Source organism: Hirschia maritima DSM 19733, assembly GCF_000378345.1.
Lineage (GTDB): Bacteria > Pseudomonadota > Alphaproteobacteria > Caulobacterales > Hyphomonadaceae > Hirschia > Hirschia maritima.
The window spans coordinates 243,555-260,472 of record NZ_KB899544.1 but is presented as its reverse complement, the minus strand read 5'-3'; the positions used below and the strand labels follow the sequence as shown (position 1 = coordinate 260,472).

At 44.1% G+C, this 16,918-nt stretch carries 12 protein-coding genes and 1 tRNA gene; 7 read left to right on the top strand and 6 right to left on the bottom strand.

The annotated features are described in order from the left end of the window. The first annotated feature begins 66 nt into the window (after positions 1-66). The gene (locus tag F551_RS0101010; protein WP_018995607.1) at positions 67-1,134 is read left to right on the top strand and encodes a lipid A deacylase LpxR family protein; all 1,068 of its coding nucleotides are present in this window, start codon (positions 67-69) and stop codon (positions 1,132-1,134) included. Here the strand turns inward: F551_RS0101010 and F551_RS0101005 are convergent. Further along, positions 1,131-1,544 carry a hypothetical protein gene (locus tag F551_RS0101005; protein WP_018995606.1) on the bottom strand — a complete coding sequence of 138 codons (414 nt, stop codon included), beginning with the start codon at positions 1,542-1,544 and terminating at the stop codon, positions 1,131-1,133. The genes F551_RS0101010 and F551_RS0101005 overlap by 4 nt on opposite strands. A gap of 405 nt (positions 1,545-1,949) precedes the next feature. On the opposite strand from F551_RS0101005, the gene F551_RS0101000 reads away from it, so the two are divergent. After that, on the top strand, positions 1,950-3,011 hold the full coding sequence (locus F551_RS0101000; RefSeq protein ID WP_018995605.1) for a hypothetical protein: 1,062 nt from the start codon (positions 1,950-1,952) through the stop codon (positions 3,009-3,011). A 15-nt stretch (positions 3,012-3,026) separates the two neighbouring features. On the opposite strand, the gene msrA is transcribed toward F551_RS0101000, so the two are convergent. Then, entirely contained in the window at positions 3,027-3,656 is a 630-nt protein-coding gene (gene msrA, locus F551_RS0100995; RefSeq protein WP_018995604.1) for a peptide-methionine (S)-S-oxide reductase MsrA, read from the bottom strand. Between the two features lie 201 nt (positions 3,657-3,857). Between msrA and F551_RS0100990 the strand changes: the two genes are divergently transcribed. Together F551_RS0100990 and F551_RS0100985 are read left to right on the top strand one after the other, a co-directional pair. Then, positions 3,858-3,947: transfer RNA gene (locus F551_RS0100990), tRNA-Ser, on the top strand. A gap of 527 nt (positions 3,948-4,474) precedes the next feature. After that, positions 4,475-5,890 carry a sugar porter family MFS transporter gene (locus tag F551_RS0100985; RefSeq protein ID WP_018995603.1) on the top strand — a complete coding sequence of 472 codons (1,416 nt, stop codon included), beginning with the start codon at positions 4,475-4,477 and terminating at the stop codon, positions 5,888-5,890. Positions 5,891-6,004: 114 nt separating this feature from the next. Here F551_RS0100985 and F551_RS0100975 read toward each other — a convergent pair whose 3' ends face one another. Then, complete coding sequence (locus F551_RS0100975; RefSeq protein ID WP_026296577.1) at positions 6,005-6,898, bottom strand: aldo/keto reductase; 894 nt, start codon at positions 6,896-6,898, stop codon at positions 6,005-6,007. A 349-nt stretch (positions 6,899-7,247) separates the two neighbouring features. On the opposite strand from F551_RS0100975, the gene F551_RS0100970 reads away from it, so the two are divergent. Beyond that, positions 7,248-10,034 (top strand): TonB-dependent receptor, encoded by a 2,787-nt coding sequence (locus tag F551_RS0100970; RefSeq protein WP_018995600.1) that lies wholly within the window; start codon positions 7,248-7,250, stop codon positions 10,032-10,034. A gap of 95 nt (positions 10,035-10,129) precedes the next feature. Continuing rightward, complete coding sequence (locus tag F551_RS0100965) at positions 10,130-11,638, top strand: tryptophan halogenase family protein (RefSeq protein ID WP_018995599.1); 1,509 nt, start codon at positions 10,130-10,132, stop codon at positions 11,636-11,638. Here F551_RS0100965 and F551_RS0100960 read toward each other — a convergent pair. Next, positions 11,614-13,128: a tryptophan halogenase family protein gene (locus F551_RS0100960; protein ID WP_018995598.1), complete on the bottom strand. Its 1,515-nt coding sequence runs from the start codon at positions 13,126-13,128 to the stop codon at positions 11,614-11,616. The genes F551_RS0100965 and F551_RS0100960 overlap by 25 nt on opposite strands. Before the next feature lie 100 nt (positions 13,129-13,228). Between F551_RS0100960 and F551_RS0100955 the strand changes: the two genes are divergently transcribed. Further along, positions 13,229-13,906: a DUF6445 family protein gene (locus tag F551_RS0100955; protein WP_018995597.1), complete on the top strand. Its 678-nt coding sequence runs from the start codon at positions 13,229-13,231 to the stop codon at positions 13,904-13,906. A 2-nt stretch (positions 13,907-13,908) separates the two neighbouring features. Here F551_RS0100955 and F551_RS0100950 read toward each other — a convergent pair whose 3' ends face one another. Together F551_RS0100950 and F551_RS0100945 are read right to left on the bottom strand one after the other, a co-directional pair. After that, a complete protein-coding gene (locus F551_RS0100950) occupies positions 13,909-15,333 on the bottom strand; it encodes an alpha-amylase family glycosyl hydrolase (protein WP_018995596.1) in 1,425 nt (474 codons plus the stop codon). Then, positions 15,326-16,870 carry an MFS transporter gene (locus F551_RS0100945; protein WP_018995595.1) on the bottom strand — a complete coding sequence of 515 codons (1,545 nt, stop codon included), beginning with the start codon at positions 16,868-16,870 and terminating at the stop codon, positions 15,326-15,328. Before F551_RS0100945 ends, F551_RS0100950 begins: the two co-directional genes overlap by 8 nt. Positions 16,871-16,918 lie beyond the last annotated feature (48 nt).

The window sequence follows — 16,918 nt, the reverse complement described above, 5'->3', positions numbered from 1 at the left end:
CTGTTTCCAATTTTTGTATTCAACTATATATCGCTTCATGAATCCCCCGTCTGTGTGGAGTTGGCCATGCTTTTCAAACATTCATTCTATGTTGGTTTATTCGCTTTGTGCGCCCCTACTGCGATGGCGTGTGACGAAGCAGATAGCACCCCCAACGAAAATGAATTTGGAAGATTTCCAACTCTAACGAGATGTGATGATGACCCCACATTGCAAGATGAAAAATCGACCTTCACCTTCGTTTGGGAAAACGACAGCTTCGCCAATACAGATCGCAGTTATACCAATGGCATGCGTCTGGCCGTGTTGTCGGGTAAGCAATCCAAAAGCGCCCTTGCCAAATTTGTAGCGCGTAATGTGTTGGGCGCAGATGATGACGCTATTTTGCGGCGTGGGCTCGCTATTGGGCAGTCCATTTTCACGCCAACCAATATTGAAGAAACTGCGTTTATTCCCGATGAACACCCATACGCTGGTTGGCTCTATGGCGAATATTCCGCTGTTATCGCGCAGCGCAATGTCATTGATCAAATGTCGATCCAAATCGGCATGGTCGGCCCTAGCGCCGGTGGCGAGTTTGCGCAAAATGAATTTCACTACCTCATCGGTATTGAAGGCGCAAAGGGGTGGGATCATCAAGTAAAAGACGAACTCGGGGTTGTTCTCACATATGAACGCAAAGCGCGTCGATTGTTTAAGCTGGGCAATAGCGATTTTGGAACGGACCTGACGCCTAATTACGGAATTTCTGTCGGAAATGTCTACACGCAGGCGCGCGCAGGTTTGACTATGCGTATGGGGCAAGATCTCAACAATGATTACGGCCCTCCCCGTGTGCGTCCTTCATTGGGGGGCGCAGGATATTTCACACCCGATGATCAATTCAGCTGGCATATTTTCGCAGGAGCTGAGGCACGCGCTGTTGCGCACAACATATTTATTGAAGGTAGTTTGTTACGCAAAGACCCTTTTGATCTGACGCTCAAAAACTTTGTTACCGATTATCAAGCCGGATTAGTTGTACAGATGTGGGATGTGCAATTTGCACTAAGTCTTGTGCAACGCTCAAAAGAGTTTGAGGAACAAGATGAAGCTCAGCGCTTTGGCGCAGTCAGCTTGAGCAAGAAATTTTAAGCCGCTTGCTGAGTTTTATGTGCCGTATATTTATGCGCGACATCGAGCAAAATTCCGGGCGATATCACATTGGTAATCGCATCATAAAAAGCCGGAATAGATTTCTTATGGAACTGACGTAAATCAAACTCTTCAGCCAGTTTGCAGGCGTTCAAAATACGCACAATATCGGAAATATAATCGTCATTGTGGATGTGATGTAACTGTCTACGTAAGCTGTAAAACGCCTGATATTGGGGGTCGTTTTCTTCAAAAGAATAGACTGTACGCGTCTTTGGTTTCAACAAAGGCAGCAGTGCCGCGTTCTCTGTTCGGCGTATATCAAGAATAAAATCTGATAATTCAACATCTGAAAAATGATGCTTAGAGCGCTTGATCGTTTCTAGGATTTTGTAAGTAGACTCGTGCATTATACTTTCCTGAAAACTGCAAATAGTCCGTGGATCAAACAAACTACATCAGCTCAATAGTAAACAAGAAAATTCCTGCGTTTTCGTTAATCAATTCAACTTAGAAGTTAATCCTGCCGCTCAAATCATTTGCTTTCTATAATTAAAGCCCAATATCGCATCATTTGTCTTGAAGACTCTCCTTCAAATACAAATATCGAAATTTCCACAAATTATTGGACAAAACAGGTTAATTTGATAACCGATCATTAACTATAACTGATAAATGGTTAACCAGCAGGGTGAAATTAAATTCAATGTGTCAATTCGTGCGCAAAGAATGTCCTTTCTCATTGCACTTTCACCCGAAAACGGCCTATGACTACTAGGTAACACATCTTTGCAAAGATTGGTTTTTGACAGCTTATGAACATCACGTTTGACAGCTTGGTAACTGACGCGCTGCGCTATTGGAATATGGCGGAGACATGGATTCTATCTCATCAAGAGCTAGCTAGCTTTGGTGTTATCATCGCACTTGCTGGCATGTTAACATTGGTGTTTTTTGCATTCAAATTATTATGGATGGCCGCCAGATCTGCACATTTAGCAGGAACAGCTGCTCAAGTGCGCCGCGGAACAGACATTGGATCACGCATTCTAATCACGCAAGGGTTTGGCCGCAATGGTAAAGCCGCGAGTGAATTTTTAAGCGAAGCTGCACGTACTCATTTGAAAGGGTTCATGTTTGGTGGCCCGTTTGATGTCATTGATTTTCCAGCACGCATTCGCAATGAAGAAGAAGCTCAATCTCTATTGAAACAAGCTGGTGCGGATTTGGTTTTATGGGGTGAAGGCGTAAAAAAGAAACAAATAGTTGCCCGTATTGCTAGGCGTGATGATACGAAGAAAACCACTCAGTATCAGCACCGCACTATCATCCTGCCCCCAGAAAAAGAAAAATGGACAAAACCTCTGTCTGCAGCGCTTGCATACGCGACAGCACGAGAATTAAGACCTGCTCTTTCGCGTCCCCAAGACTTTCGCGCTGAACGACTAGAACCAGTCGTCAATTCACTTCACAAAATTCTGGACGAAAACCCTGGCATGGATGCACAATTGCGGGGAGACATCGAGGATGACTTCTCCGCTGGAACAGTTCAATTGGCGATAGCAAATATTGACGATTGGGCGACCCGTTCTGTTGAAATCCTTGAAGGGACGCTTGAAGGAATAGATCGGTCAGAAACTCCTGATCGCTGGGTGCAAGCGAAGATAAACTTGGGCAGAGCTTTAAAGCTGCAATGCGAACAAAAATTTGATCCCATTGTCCTTCAGGAATCGGTCAACCATCTAACCGATGCTCTGGAATCCTTGCGTTCTGAAAACAAATTTAAAACTGCGGAACTAGCAGCACAAACAATTTCAGAATGTCAGAAAATGCTTGGTACGCGCCGCCGCTTTTCCATCACACGCGGCGGAATTTAAGATACCGCCCACTCTTTATATGCATTCTACGCCAGTTCCTTTTAAGCCACAATAACCCTCAGGGTTTTTGGCTAAATATTGCTGATGGTATTCTTCAGCATAGTAATAAGGGCCTGCAATTTTTATCTCTGTTGTGATATCACCGCGCCCTCCCTCATTTAACGCTGATTGATACGCCGCTTTTGAAGCCTCCACACGCTTCAGATCGGCTTCATTGATTGCATATACGGCAGAACGGTATTGAGTTCCCAAATCATTTCCCTGCCTCATACCCTGAGTGGGATCATGGGCTTCCCAAAACACTTTCAATACCCCTTCAAGAGATATGATCGAAGGATCAAATACGACATGAACTATTTCTGCATGCCCTGTTTGTCCTGAACAGACTTCTTCATAAGTTGGATTTGGTGTGAAACCACCCTGATACCCAACAGAGGTCACGTATACGCCTTCAGTCTCCCAAAAACGACGCTCTGCTCCCCAAAAACATCCCAGCCCCAGATAAATTTGCCCAAAGCCATTTGGAATACTTCCCTTCAAAGGACGATCATTGAGAAAATGAGAGTTAGAAAGTACGATTTCCGTATCACGCCCCTTTAGCGCTTTTTCTTCTGGCACCAATTGAGATTTATCCAGATCACCCATCACACTTCTCCACTCAAACGCATATCTATGCTCGAATTCTGTTTTAGATTTAGTGTTTTCCAAACTAAAAATCCAGACTCAAAGCAATGATTGTCCTCCCTCCCCAAAAGCAATTTTAAAATAAACGTTTCCGACACCCAAATATTCAAACTATTAGCTTGCACTTCATAAATCACACGCTATTGTCTCGCCTTCCTCAGCGGTGAGGTGGCCGAGTGGTCGAAGGCGCACGCCTGGAAAGTGTGTAGGCGGGCAACCGTCTCCAGGGTTCGAATCCCTGTCTCACCGCCATCAGGCCATCTCGGATCTCCCACGCCAATACTTTCATAGACATCACGCCAGGTTGCCTGCTTTGCTTTAAATACTGCAACTCTATGACTATGATTTTTCAGCGCCGCATGTGCTATAGGCAATACACCGCAAGGTAAGCGAAAGACATACCTATACCAAAGCTGCTATGGACCGGTCCTGAGACCAAACCAAACGACTGTGCTCAGCATCGATTTTTATTCAGCCAATTCACTTAAAAGAAACGCAGCACTCTCGACGTTAACAACCACTCATCGAATGATAAATGTTACCTCCTCACTTACATTTGCGAAAATTTGCATATTATTTTCAAAGAAAATATAGTTTATTCAATATATTGAAAACTTAAACTTCGTTGAGGAATTAATTTTTGTATAAATTTGCATATATGCTAATGTCACAATTCGATCTTGCGGCAACGCTTTGACTACCACCACTCAAGGCGCAGATTCAGAACAACACCCAAAACACGCCGCAATCGAACCCGCATTCAGATACAGGAGGAAGTTATGGATACACTAGAGGGGGCAGGCGAAGATAATCGTTTTGCATTTGTCTTATTGATTAGTTGCATTGCAACTATTGGAGGATTTCTATTTGGCTTTGATAGCGGCGTCATAAACGGAACCGTTGACGGCCTGCAGGCTGCGTTCAATTCAGAGAGTGTCGGGACAGGCTTCAACGTTGCGTCCATGCTTTTAGGATGCGCCATTGGAGCCGCTGCTGCGGGAAAACTGTCAGATATATTTGGCCGCAGAAGCATGATGATAGTCGCCGCAGTGTTTTTTATAATTTCGGCTTGGGGATCTGGAATTTCGAGCAGCTCATCAGAATTTATCATTTATCGCATTATCGGCGGACTAGCCGTGGGCGCAGCCAGCGTCATGGCTCCAGCCTACATATCCGAAATAGCCCCCGCCCACATGCGCGGCAGACTTTCTTCAATTCAACAAGTCGCCATAATCGCCGGGCTTTTTGTTGCGTTCTTGAGCAATTACTTCATCGCCAAATCTGCTGGATCATCCCTTCAAGAATGGGTCTGGGGATTTGAAGCATGGCGCTGGATGTTCTGGATAGAGTTGTTTCCAGCAGCTCTATTTCTTTGCGCACTTCTATTCATTCCAGAGAGCCCGCGTTTCGAGGTCTCTAAAGGAAGCCCAGAAAGCGCATTAAAAACCCTCACAAAGGTCAGCGGAAGCGACGAGGCGACACAGCGTGTAGAAGCCATTCAAACATCCCTCGCAAGCGATCATAAACCTCGCATTGCAGACATCTTTCAAACCGGATCGGGCCTAAAACCAATAGTCTGGATTGGAATAGGCTTGGCGGTATTTCAACAATTAGTGGGTATCAATGTCGTATTCTATTACGGCGCTGTACTTTGGCAGGCTGTCGGCTTCTCAGAAGCAGACGCCCTCTTGATCAATGTAATTTCAGGTGCCGTATCGATACTAGCAGTAATAATTTCCCTAATGCTCATTGATCGAATTGGCCGCAAGCCCTTACTCTTTGTTGGCTCAATAGGCATGGCTGCAACTTTGGGACTTTTAGTTATCTGCTTCTCTCAAGCACAAATGATAGATGGCCAAATCTCTCTACCAGGCAAGTTCGGACTCATCGCACTGATCAGCGCCAATGCTTATGTTGCATTCTTCAATTCTTCATGGGGGCCTGTCATGTGGGTATCTCTTGGAGAAATGTTCCCAAACCAAATTCGAGGAACAGGTCTTGCCGTATCCGGGTTTTCACAATGGATTGCCAACTTTGCAATCACAATGACTTTCCCAATCATGCTGGTGTCGGCAAGCATTGGCTTGGTAGGAGCATACAGTTTCTATGCGGTCTGCGCAGTGATTTCAGTGCTCTTCGTATCTAGATTTGTGCGCGAAACAAAGGGCATGGAATTGGAAGAAATGACAAACTAAAATACAGTTTTGTATTTTGCCCAAATAAGAAAAACGAGCAGACCTTCAAAAGCCTGCTCGTTTTGTATTTCACTCATCACCATCCGGTTCAAACTACAAAAACCGCACTCAGCGTTATGGTACTTCACATCCGTTTGCTACCGTATAAATATCAAACCAAGTTTCACGATCTATCTCAATCTCGTTTGCATTGGATATTTGCTTTATTCTGGACAAATTGTTTGTCCCCAAAACCGGGATTATTTTCGAAGGATGCGCCAACAACCAAGCAATCGCCACATCAGCGATCGTACTTTCATTTTGTGTGGCAATTTCCTGAAGCTTCAATGCCAAAGGAGATCGAGCTTCTTGAAACAACTCTCCACCACCCAATGGCGACCAAGCCATGGGAGAAACACCTTTTTCCTGCAAAAATGCCAACTCGCCATTCACAAGCGATTCATTGCTCATGACACTTAGCTCAATTTGATTTGTTGCAAGCTTGTTACTCATTGCTGATTGAAGCAGAGACCAATCGTGAGGTTTGAAATTTGAAACACCTACCGCCCTAACTTTCCCAGAAGCAACCAAAGCATCCAACACCGCCCCAGTCTCCAAATGATCCATAAAAGGGTCGGGACGATGAATTAGCAACAGGTCGACATAATCAGTCTTCATTTCCCCAAGCGATCGATCGACAGAAGCTTTTATATGCTCTGCGCTAGTATCATAATACTTCACACGTCGATCAGCATACACACCAAAAGGCGCAATTATTCCGCACTTGGTAACAATCTCAACCCTTTCCCTCAAATGCGGGGCTTGTGCCAAACAAGCCCCCAATATGGCCTCCGCACCATATTCCCCATATATATCCGCCTGATCAAAAGTGGAAATCCCTTGCTCCAAGCAAGCCTCCATCTTTTCCTGAACATGCCTCGGAGAAGTATCTTCTACATCCCCTATCCGCCACATTCCGTATACAAGTCGTGAAACATGAACTTCGTCCGTTAATTCCACTCGCTCCAAAACACCCTCCCACTCACAAAACACCTCCTACACACAAAGAACCCAAACAAGGAGAACGTGTGCAATCACACAATACACCAACGATTTATTTCAATTTGCGCAAATTTGCAAAACTTAACTTTGCATTGTTTTGCACAATTTTGCACTAAAATCGCAGCTTTTATCGACAAAAACATGAAAAACCTTGCAGTTTGTGTTACATTTATGTCGCATTTATCTCTACAAAAGTCCATTTTTGCGTGTTTTCTTGCTTAAACTCTAGACAAGTCGACTTTCTTAAGCAAATTTGTTTGCACATTTTTGCGTTATAACAAATGGGCACTTTGCAGAAATGGGGAGGATAAAACCAATGAACAACCGGGAAAAGTTTAAATTCCGTCTTCTTGCTGGAGCAGCAACAGGAACACTATTTTTAACAGGCGTTCCTGCTTTAGCGCAGGAAACACAACCTGCAACAACCGAAGTGGCGGATGATCAGAAAGTACTAGATGTCATCACTGTCACTGGTATCAAAAGTTCGATCGCAAACGCGCTCGCTACCAAGAAACAGTCAAATTCGATTGTCGAAGCGATCTCAGCTGAAGACATCGGGAAATTACCTGACTTATCAATCGCGGACTCACTAGCACGCCTTCCGGGTGTTACAGCTCAACGTGTTCGTGGACGTTCACAACAAGTCTCTATTCGTGGACTTGGACCAGACTTCTCTCTTGCATTATGGAATGGCCGGGAAGTTGTTTCCGCAGGTAACAACCGCGGTGTTGAGTTCGATCAATTTCCGTCAGAACTGGTTTCCAAAGGGGTCGTTTACAAAACCCCAGATGCGACATTGGCCGCTACAGGTATTGCGGGCGCTGTCGACCTTCAAACAGTGCGCCCTCTTGACCACAGTGAACGCAAAATCAACCTATCCGGTAAGTATGTTCTAAATGACAGCGGCTCACTTAACCCCGACTTTGATGATAACGGCTACCGCTTGTTTGGTTCATACATTGACCAAAATGAAGACGGGACTGTTGGTTGGACAATTGCAGCAACTCACCAATCTAACCCAACACATTTCACATCTCGTGAATTAAAGACAAATAGCGGCCAAACATCAATCGACCCAGCAACAGGTCTCGTCTACCCATCAGACAACCCACGTACAGGTGTTCAATCTCGCGAATTTGAAAGAACATCCGTAGCTGGTGCTCTACAATTTGAACCTACGGACCGCTGGCAAGCAACAATTGATGCTTTCTACACGGACACTGAAGATGCCGGTATCTTCCGCGGTGTAGAAACCCCAATCGCTTCTTGGTCAACAGCAGACTTCCAAGGCACAACCGGAACAAGCGGTTTTGCTGACACAGCAACTTATGATGACGTTACAACTTTCCTTAGAACAGATACTGAAGGAAACACTGCAGAGATCTTCGCTGTAGGTTTCAACACATCATACGAAGTTACTGACAATCTGACCCTAACAGGTGACCTTGCGCATTCTACGCTGGAACGTAACGACATCGACTATGAGTCATACGCTGGTACTGGTTTCGCCGGCGCAGGTCCGACCGACACACTTACATTCGGCTTTGCAGAAGATGGTCAATACAACATTGATGCTGGATTAGACTACACAGATCCAGGTGTCGTTGTTTTGACAGACCCAGGCGGCTGGGGACAAGTTGGATTCCTAAAAGAACCAAAAATTGATGATGAGCTAAATCAAGTGCGCCTAGAAGCCGAATACGCTTTCGATCAAGGCCTTATTAGCAGTATTGAGACAGGTTATCTTTACACAGACCGCGAGAAGAATTTTGACTCAAATGAGCACTTCATTCGCGCTGGTGCAAACTTTGTAAATGGCCAATTCGCAATCCCAACAAACACAATTGAAGGGAATACAGATACTGGCTCAATTGGCCTCAACATCATTGCATACAACCCTGCTAGCTTCCTAACAGATGGTACGTATCAATTACAAAAGGCAACCTTCGACACAGAATGGACAGTAGAAGAAGAAATTCACACTTTCTACGCAATGGCTAACATTGAAGGTGATTTAGGCAGCATTCCAATGCGCGGTAATGTTGGCTTCCAATACCAAGACGTTGAGCAATCTTCGACAGCCACCCTTCAAGGTGGTGGGCAAAGAACACAAACACTTGGCGCATCTAACAATTACTTTTTACCAAGTGCGAACATCTCGTTTGAGGTTTCTCCAGACACCTTCTTGAGATTTGCCGCAGCTCAAACCGTCACTCGGCCTCGCCTAGACAATCTTGCAGCAAACCAAAGTGTATCGATTAACAATCAAGTTTGTGCCGATACCGACGGAGATTTTGTTCCAGATTCTCTCAATGGCTTCACACTTCCAACGAATGCTTGTTTCAACATCGGGGGCGGTAACCCGCAACTTGAACCTTATAAATCAACGTCTTTCGATGTATCTTTTGAGAAGTATTTCTCAACTGCATCAGCTTTCTCTGTGGCAGTATTCCACAAAGAACTTTCTGATTGGGTTGAAAATGCGACAAGAACTTTAGATATCACTGAACAACTAACTTCTATTGGAATTCCAGCATTGGATGCATTTATTGCAGCCAACCCTGAAGTTGCAACTGCTGTGACAAACTTCCCGGAAAACATTTCTGACGGAACTATAACCGGTATTGAAGCAACTCTTCGCATGAGTATGGATGATTTCCTTCCTGCTGCATTTGAAGGCTTTGGTTTTAACGCCAGCTATACATACGCAGACAGCAGTTTATCTGGAGCTATCTCAGGCGATGACATCCGCATTCCTGGATATTCCGACAAAGTTTGGTCTGGTGATATTTACTATGAAAACCACGGCTGGAGAGCTCGCGTAAGTGCACGTCACCGCTCTGGCTTTTTGTCTGAAGTCCCTCAATTTGACGGATCTCTAACAGGTGCTGAAGCTCAAGACGAAACAATCGTTGACCTTCAACTTGGATATGAATGGGATGACGGCAAACTGGATGGCCTAGGTATCAATTTCGAAGTGTTCAACTTAACCGACGAACCATTCGTGACCGAAGCTGTAACAACAGATGCAAATGTAACTTTCCCTAGCCGCTATGAACAATACGGCACGACTTATAACTTGACCGTTTCAAAGTCTTTCTAAGTGTAGGTACGTTTGTCCCGACCTAGACTAAACTGGCCCACCTACTCCCAGAGGTGGGCCTTTTTTCTTTAACACATCCTTGTTAGGCTTCCTCAATGAGCAATACTCCGATTAGAAAAGTCGTGATTGTAGGAGGTGGAACAGCCGGCTGGATTAGCGCGGCTGCACTAACCAAACTACTTCCATCAACAATTAGCGTAACTCTCATTGAATCCGACTCAATTGGCACTGTCGGCGTCGGCGAAGCTACAATCCCACAAATTCGACGCCTTAATGCAATGCTGGGATTAGATGAAAACACATTTCTAAAGGCCACATATGGAACCTTCAAATTAGGCATAGAATTTTCAAACTGGGGACAAATAGGTGATAGCTACATACACACCTTCGGTGATGTTGGTCTCAACCTAGCAAACCTTCAATTCCATCAATACTGGCTCAAAGCCAGATCCCTTGGTTTGACAAAAAATCTATGGGATTTTTCACTCCACAAACAAGCAATAGATCAAAATAAATTCGGTCGATTGGATCACATTGGCCAAACATCGATGACAGGGCTTTCTTACGCTTTTCACTTTGATGCCGGGCTATACTCCGCACACCTAAGGCAACACGCAGAGAAAAATGGCACAACTCGCATTGAAGGACTAATCCAAGACACCCTTCTTGATGAAACCACCGGAAATATCAAATGCGTGAAACTACAAAACGGTGAAATTATCGAAGGTGACTTCTTCATCGATTGCTCTGGGTTTCGAGGATTACTAATTGAGAAATCATTAGGTATTGGCTATCAAGATTGGTCAAAATGGCTCCCATGCAATCGCGCCATTGCTATTCCGAGCGAACGAACATCTACCCTTTTACCCTATACAAAATCCATAGCTCAAAGTGCTGGATGGCAATGGCGAATTCCTCTCCAACACCGCACTGGAAACGGTCATGTCTATAGTGGAGAATTCCTTGATGATGACGTAGCACTAAATACTCTACTATCTAATCTGGATGGAGAACCACTTGGCGACCCAAACCATTTGAAGTTTTCCACCGGACGTAGGGACGCATTCTGGCACAAAAACTGTGTCGCAATTGGCCTTTCAAGTGGCTTCATGGAACCCTTAGAATCAACGTCTATTCATTTAATCCAATCAAACATTTCAAGGCTGATAGAACTTTTCCCAAGCAATACTCAAGAAGACACCAATATCAGAGAATATAACAGACAAGTATCAGAAGAATTTGAACTTATTCGAGATTTTCTAATTCTACACTATCACCAGACACAGCGAGAGGACAGTGAATTCTGGCGCTATTGTAAACACATGCAAATCCCAGACACTCTAAAGGATAAGATGGATTTGTTTTCTCAATCAGGTCGGTTGTACAAAAAGTCTGAGGACCTATTCAAAGAATCCAGCTGGGTGCAGGTAATGATTGGTCAAGGGCTGATCCCTGATACTTATCATCCTATGGCAGATAGACTTTCTAACGAGCAGGTCTCGAAATTCATAAGTGACATCCAATCAATCATCTCACAAGCAATAGCACCACTACCTGATCACGACACTTTCATTCAAAATCATTGCGCAGCTGATTTACAATAGTTATCTACATAAGCTCTGTGATCGGGCATAGCCTCCACAGCTTCTTTCATTGCTATTCGAATTTGTCCCAAACGCTCATTGACCGGTACTTTGCTACGATAATTTGCTAAAGCTGGTGCGCGTTGAGGAAAAACCCCCTGCCCCAAATATACTGCTATCCAGCTTGGGTTATGAAACAATTCGCGTTCATCCGAAGACAAGATTCCATTGCTTCTGAACTGATCAATTTTATAAGCTAATCGATCTGGTACCTGCATGTTTTTACAATACTTCCAGAATTCTGAGTCCTCTCTTTCAGTCGCTTTGTAATGCAAAATAAGAAAATCTCTGATGCGTTCATACTCCGCTGAAGTAAGCGCATTATATTCTTGCTCTAACATTGGTGAAAAATTGTTGTCAGGAAATAGAGCCAACAGCCTCATGATACCGTATTGAATGAGATGAAGACTTGTGGATTCCAATGGCTCCATAAATCCAGCCGCCAAACCTATTGCGACACAATTTTTGTTCCAGAACTTTTTGCGACGACCAGTTACAAATTTTAAATGCCTAGGGTCTTGCAGTGGCTCAGCATCTAAATTCTCAAGTAATGATTGCTCTGCCTCACTTGAACCCATAAATTCAGAACAATAGACAACTCCATTGCCTATACGATGCTGTAATGGGATACGCCACTGCCAACCCGCTCTATTTGCAGAAGATTTGGTATAAGGAAGCAGTTGCCCTGAAGCATTCTCACAAGGCACCGCAACCGCGCGATTACACGGAAGCCAATGCGACCAGTCTTCATATCCTGTTTCGAGAGATTGCTCGATCAATACACCGTAAAATCCAGTACAATCAATGAAGAGGTCTGCCTCGATTATTCGCCCATCATCCATGGAAACCGATTGAATAAAACCATTTTCAGGTGCCAGTGAGACATTCCCAACCTTACCTTCTATCCTTTGCACTCCTCGCTTTTGACTATACCCACGCAAATAGCGAGCATACAAATTGGCATCAAAATGGTAAGCATAATCAAAGGTTGATTGAATTTTACGTTTATCTTTTTCCGGATGTTGAAATTTGCCATTTGCGCCAGCGGCCCAAGCCATAGAAAATTCATCAATATCAGGTGCTGTATTGCCATTTATAGCCTCACGCATCCAATATTGATAAAATGGGGTCTGATCAAATTCCGCACCATATTGGCCAAACGGATGAAAATAACTTTTTCCACATTTGGACCAATCTATAAACTCAATCCCTAATTTAAATGTTGCATTGGTTTCACGCATAAATTCAGCTTCTTCAATACCAAGTTGAGCATTGAAATATTTGACAGGAGGGATGGTAGCCTCGCCCACACCAATTGTGCCTATTTCTTCAGATTCAATGAGTGTAATTTCACAACTTCCCTGCAATGCATTGGAAAGCGCCGAGGCTGTCATCCACCCCGCAGATCCACCTCCGATAATTGCTATTTTTCGGATTGCATTAGAAGTCATAATTTAGTTCCTAAACAACGTTTTCGAAATTACTCTATCCAATTAAAATGATTGAACTTTATTTTGATAAACCTTACCACAATGTGCTATAAAAATCAGTATGCAAAACAAAGATTATACACTCATCAAACTTGGTAACGAAGAATTTCCTGTTGCAATCATCGATGATTTTTCAGAAGCACCAGAAACCTTACGCGAGACAGGTTTGAACAGTCATTATTCAAAAGGCGGTCGCCACTATCCTGGGCACCGGGCACCCGCATCAGCCAGTTACTTAAAACCTCAAAATACACTTCTACAATCCATAATCAGAGATGTTTTTGGTTTTCGCAACGGAGCCGCAATCATTGAATGCAATTACTCAATTGTCACCACCCCTCCTAGCGCCCTCACTCCTATTCAACGCATTCCACATTTTGATGGAACCATGCCCGACAACCTAGCGCTCCTGCATTATCTTTGCGACGAAGAAGAAGGCGGAACTTCTTTTTACCGTCATCGTAGCACTGGTTTTGAATCAATCACTCAAGAACGCCTCAAAACCTACGACTCTTCTCTGCAGTCGGAGATAAAAAAATACGGCATGCCTAAATCCGAATATTTTTCAAACTCCAACAAAATGTTCGAAAAGATTGGTCACGTCGAAGCTAAATTCAATCGCATGGTGATATATAACGGCCTGCATCTTCATTCAGGCAACATAAACCAACCTCAAAATATTGGTGGAGCACCCCAAAACGCACGCATGACTTTAAACACATTCATGCGTGCGAAATGAATCTAATTCTTCACCAGAATTTTATGACTCCAAGCAGCCATTTCCCAACTGGTATCGGATGAAATTTCTACCTCTTCACCTGAAAATACGTCAGTAAACGTTCCGGAAATGCTTTCGTCTGTCAAACTAACAACTGCAGCTTCAGAAGACATGTTAAACACACTTATAATGTTTGAATTTTTATCACCGCGTCTAAACGCAAATATCTGTTTTGGATTGTCATGAGAAATGGCAATCATGCGCGCACCGGCAGCACCATTGTGAAGTGCTGTGTTTTCTTTTTTCAAGGAAATGAGACGCTTAAACAGATCTGAAATTTCATGCTCACGCCACTCAATCGGATCACGCTCAAAAAACTCAAGCATTTTTTCATTGTAGGCTTCTTGCCCATTGTAGATCATCGGTATTCCCTCTGATACAAAAGACATGACTACAACATTTCGATACGCATCCCCATACAATACAGGCGCGGCTTCATCCCAAGAATTTTGATCATGATTGGAGGTGTAGAGTAATCGGTAGCCATCACGCGGCCAAATTCCCTCATTCTCGAAATAATACCACATAAAGCTGCTTGCATCGTCGCCCTGCAATGTAACTGACTGCACAGTATTTTTCCATGCCCAAGAATAACTCGCATCAAATGCTTTGGCGAGCACATCACGTTGATCATATTCTGCCAACATAAAGACAGGCTTTACCTTCTCCAAATCCGCACGCACGTCTTCCCAAAAATCTAACGGGACCATGCCAGCCATATCAGCACGAAAACCGTCAATGCCAACATCTTCAACCCAGTATCGCATGGCTCCACCCATATATTCGCGAAGCTCCTTTTGAGAGTAATCTAGATCGATGATATCAGCCCAATCGACCCAAGGTGTAGGTTGTAAATTCCCACTTTCATCTCGCGCATACCATTCTGGATGATCTTCAACGAGATGATTATCCCATGCTGAATGGTTAGCGACCCAATCCAATATAACATGCAATCCAAGAGAATGCGCCTCAGCTACAAACGCCCTCAAATCATCAACCGAACCATAATCGGGATTAACGGCCCTATAGTCTTTTACAGCATAGGGAGAACCAAGAGTTCCTTTGCGTTCTGCTTCTCCAATTGGATGAATTGGCATAAGCCAAATAATATCTACGCCCAACTCAGCTAGTCGCGGCAATTGTTGTTGAGCAGCTTCAAATGTTCCTTCTTGTGTAAATTGACGCGTGTTCAATTGATAAAGAACTGCGTCTCTTGACCACTCCGGATGCTCAATCTGCACATATGGTTTGGGCGTGTAATCCACTTTCGAGGCTGTATTTGATTCAACCTGCACCTTGTCACTCTGAGCGCCATCAGCGGAGCAACCCAACGCTGTTGCAGCGCAAATTGCGACTAAAGCTTTTCTTAAATATAATCCTTTAAGCATCTTCGCTCTCCCGCACAAAAAACACAGCTATGGCTGCCAAAGCAAACGATGTCGAAGCAATTACAAACGCCCCAATCGGCTCACTGTTAAAAAATGTTCTTAGAAGGAAACCCAACAGAGTCGCCGCCAACAATTGCGGCACCACGATAAAGATGTTGAACACCCCCATATAGATTCCCATTTTTTTCTGAGGAACAGATGCGGATAGCATTGCATATGGTACCGACACTATTGCGGCCCACGCTATTCCAACTCCCATCATTGGGAACACCAAAGCCGCAGGTGTTTGAATAAGCGTCATCCCTAGAAAACCCAGCGCCCCAAGCCCCAAACACGCCGAATGCAAGAAACGGCGATCTAATTTCGAAGCAAGCCAAATAATAGCCAATGCGGCGATCGCTGCTACTCCATTACGCACAGCCCCCAACAAGCTCCACCAATTACCTGCCTCTTGGTATAAGGCACTAGATGCTTCTTCTGCTTGATAGTGAAAGTCCGCAACAGCAGGTGTTCCGTATATCCACATTGCAAACAATCCAAACCATGAAAAGAATTGGACTACAGCCAATTGTTGCATCGTTTTAGGCATAGAAAACAAGTCGTTTACAACTTCCAAAAAGCCATTCGACGGCTGGTTTTTGCTTCTGAAAAATCCAGCGACAAGTTGAACAACTCCAAAACCCGCAACCAACCCAGCAAGAACATACATGTCTTGCTCAAACTGGAGACCTCCCAACCAATTTGGTCTCGCTTCTGAGCGCGAAATAAAAATAAATGCAGCAAACAAAGCGCCAGCCAACACCCAAAGGGATCCCGCGCGTACAAAAAAACTTACAGTTTTTTCGATCGTGACGCCCTCATCATCCGAGGACTGACCCTGCTGTTCAGATTTAGCTTTTTCAAAAGCCTCCAATTGCTCAGGAGTGTATTCTTTTACTTTAAGAACAGTATACATCACAGCTAAAAACATAGCTGCTCCACCAACATAAAATGCAATATGCACCGTGAGAGGTATTTGCCCTTCAGGTGCTGTATTGGCGACTCCAAACTGGGTCAATAACCACGGCAATGAACCGGCCAAAACAGCCCCGAGACCAATGAAGAAGCTCTGCATCGCAAAACCAGTTGTCCGCTGTTCATCAGGCAACATATCACCAACAAAAGCGCGCTTAGGCTCCATGGTAACATTTAAAGATGCATCCAAAATCCACAACAAACCTGCTGCGACCCAAAGACTTGGACTGTTGGGCATTAAGAACAAAGACAAACTTGCCAATGTCGCCCCAATCATAAAGTAAGGACGTCTACGTCCCCATTTCCCCCATGTTCTATCAGAAAAATATCCCACAATGGGTTGAACCAACAAACCTGTCAAAGGAGCAGCAACCCACAAAACGGCAAGAGAATCCATCTCTGCGCCAAGAGTTTGGAAAATTCGGCTCATATTCCCAACCTGGAGATCAAAGCCGATTTGGATTCCCAAAAAACCAAAACTCATGTTCCATAATTGTCCGAAACTTAAATTCGGCTTTTGCATACTATCCTCCCAGTGTGTTTGAGATCATTCCTCAAACACTTACATTTT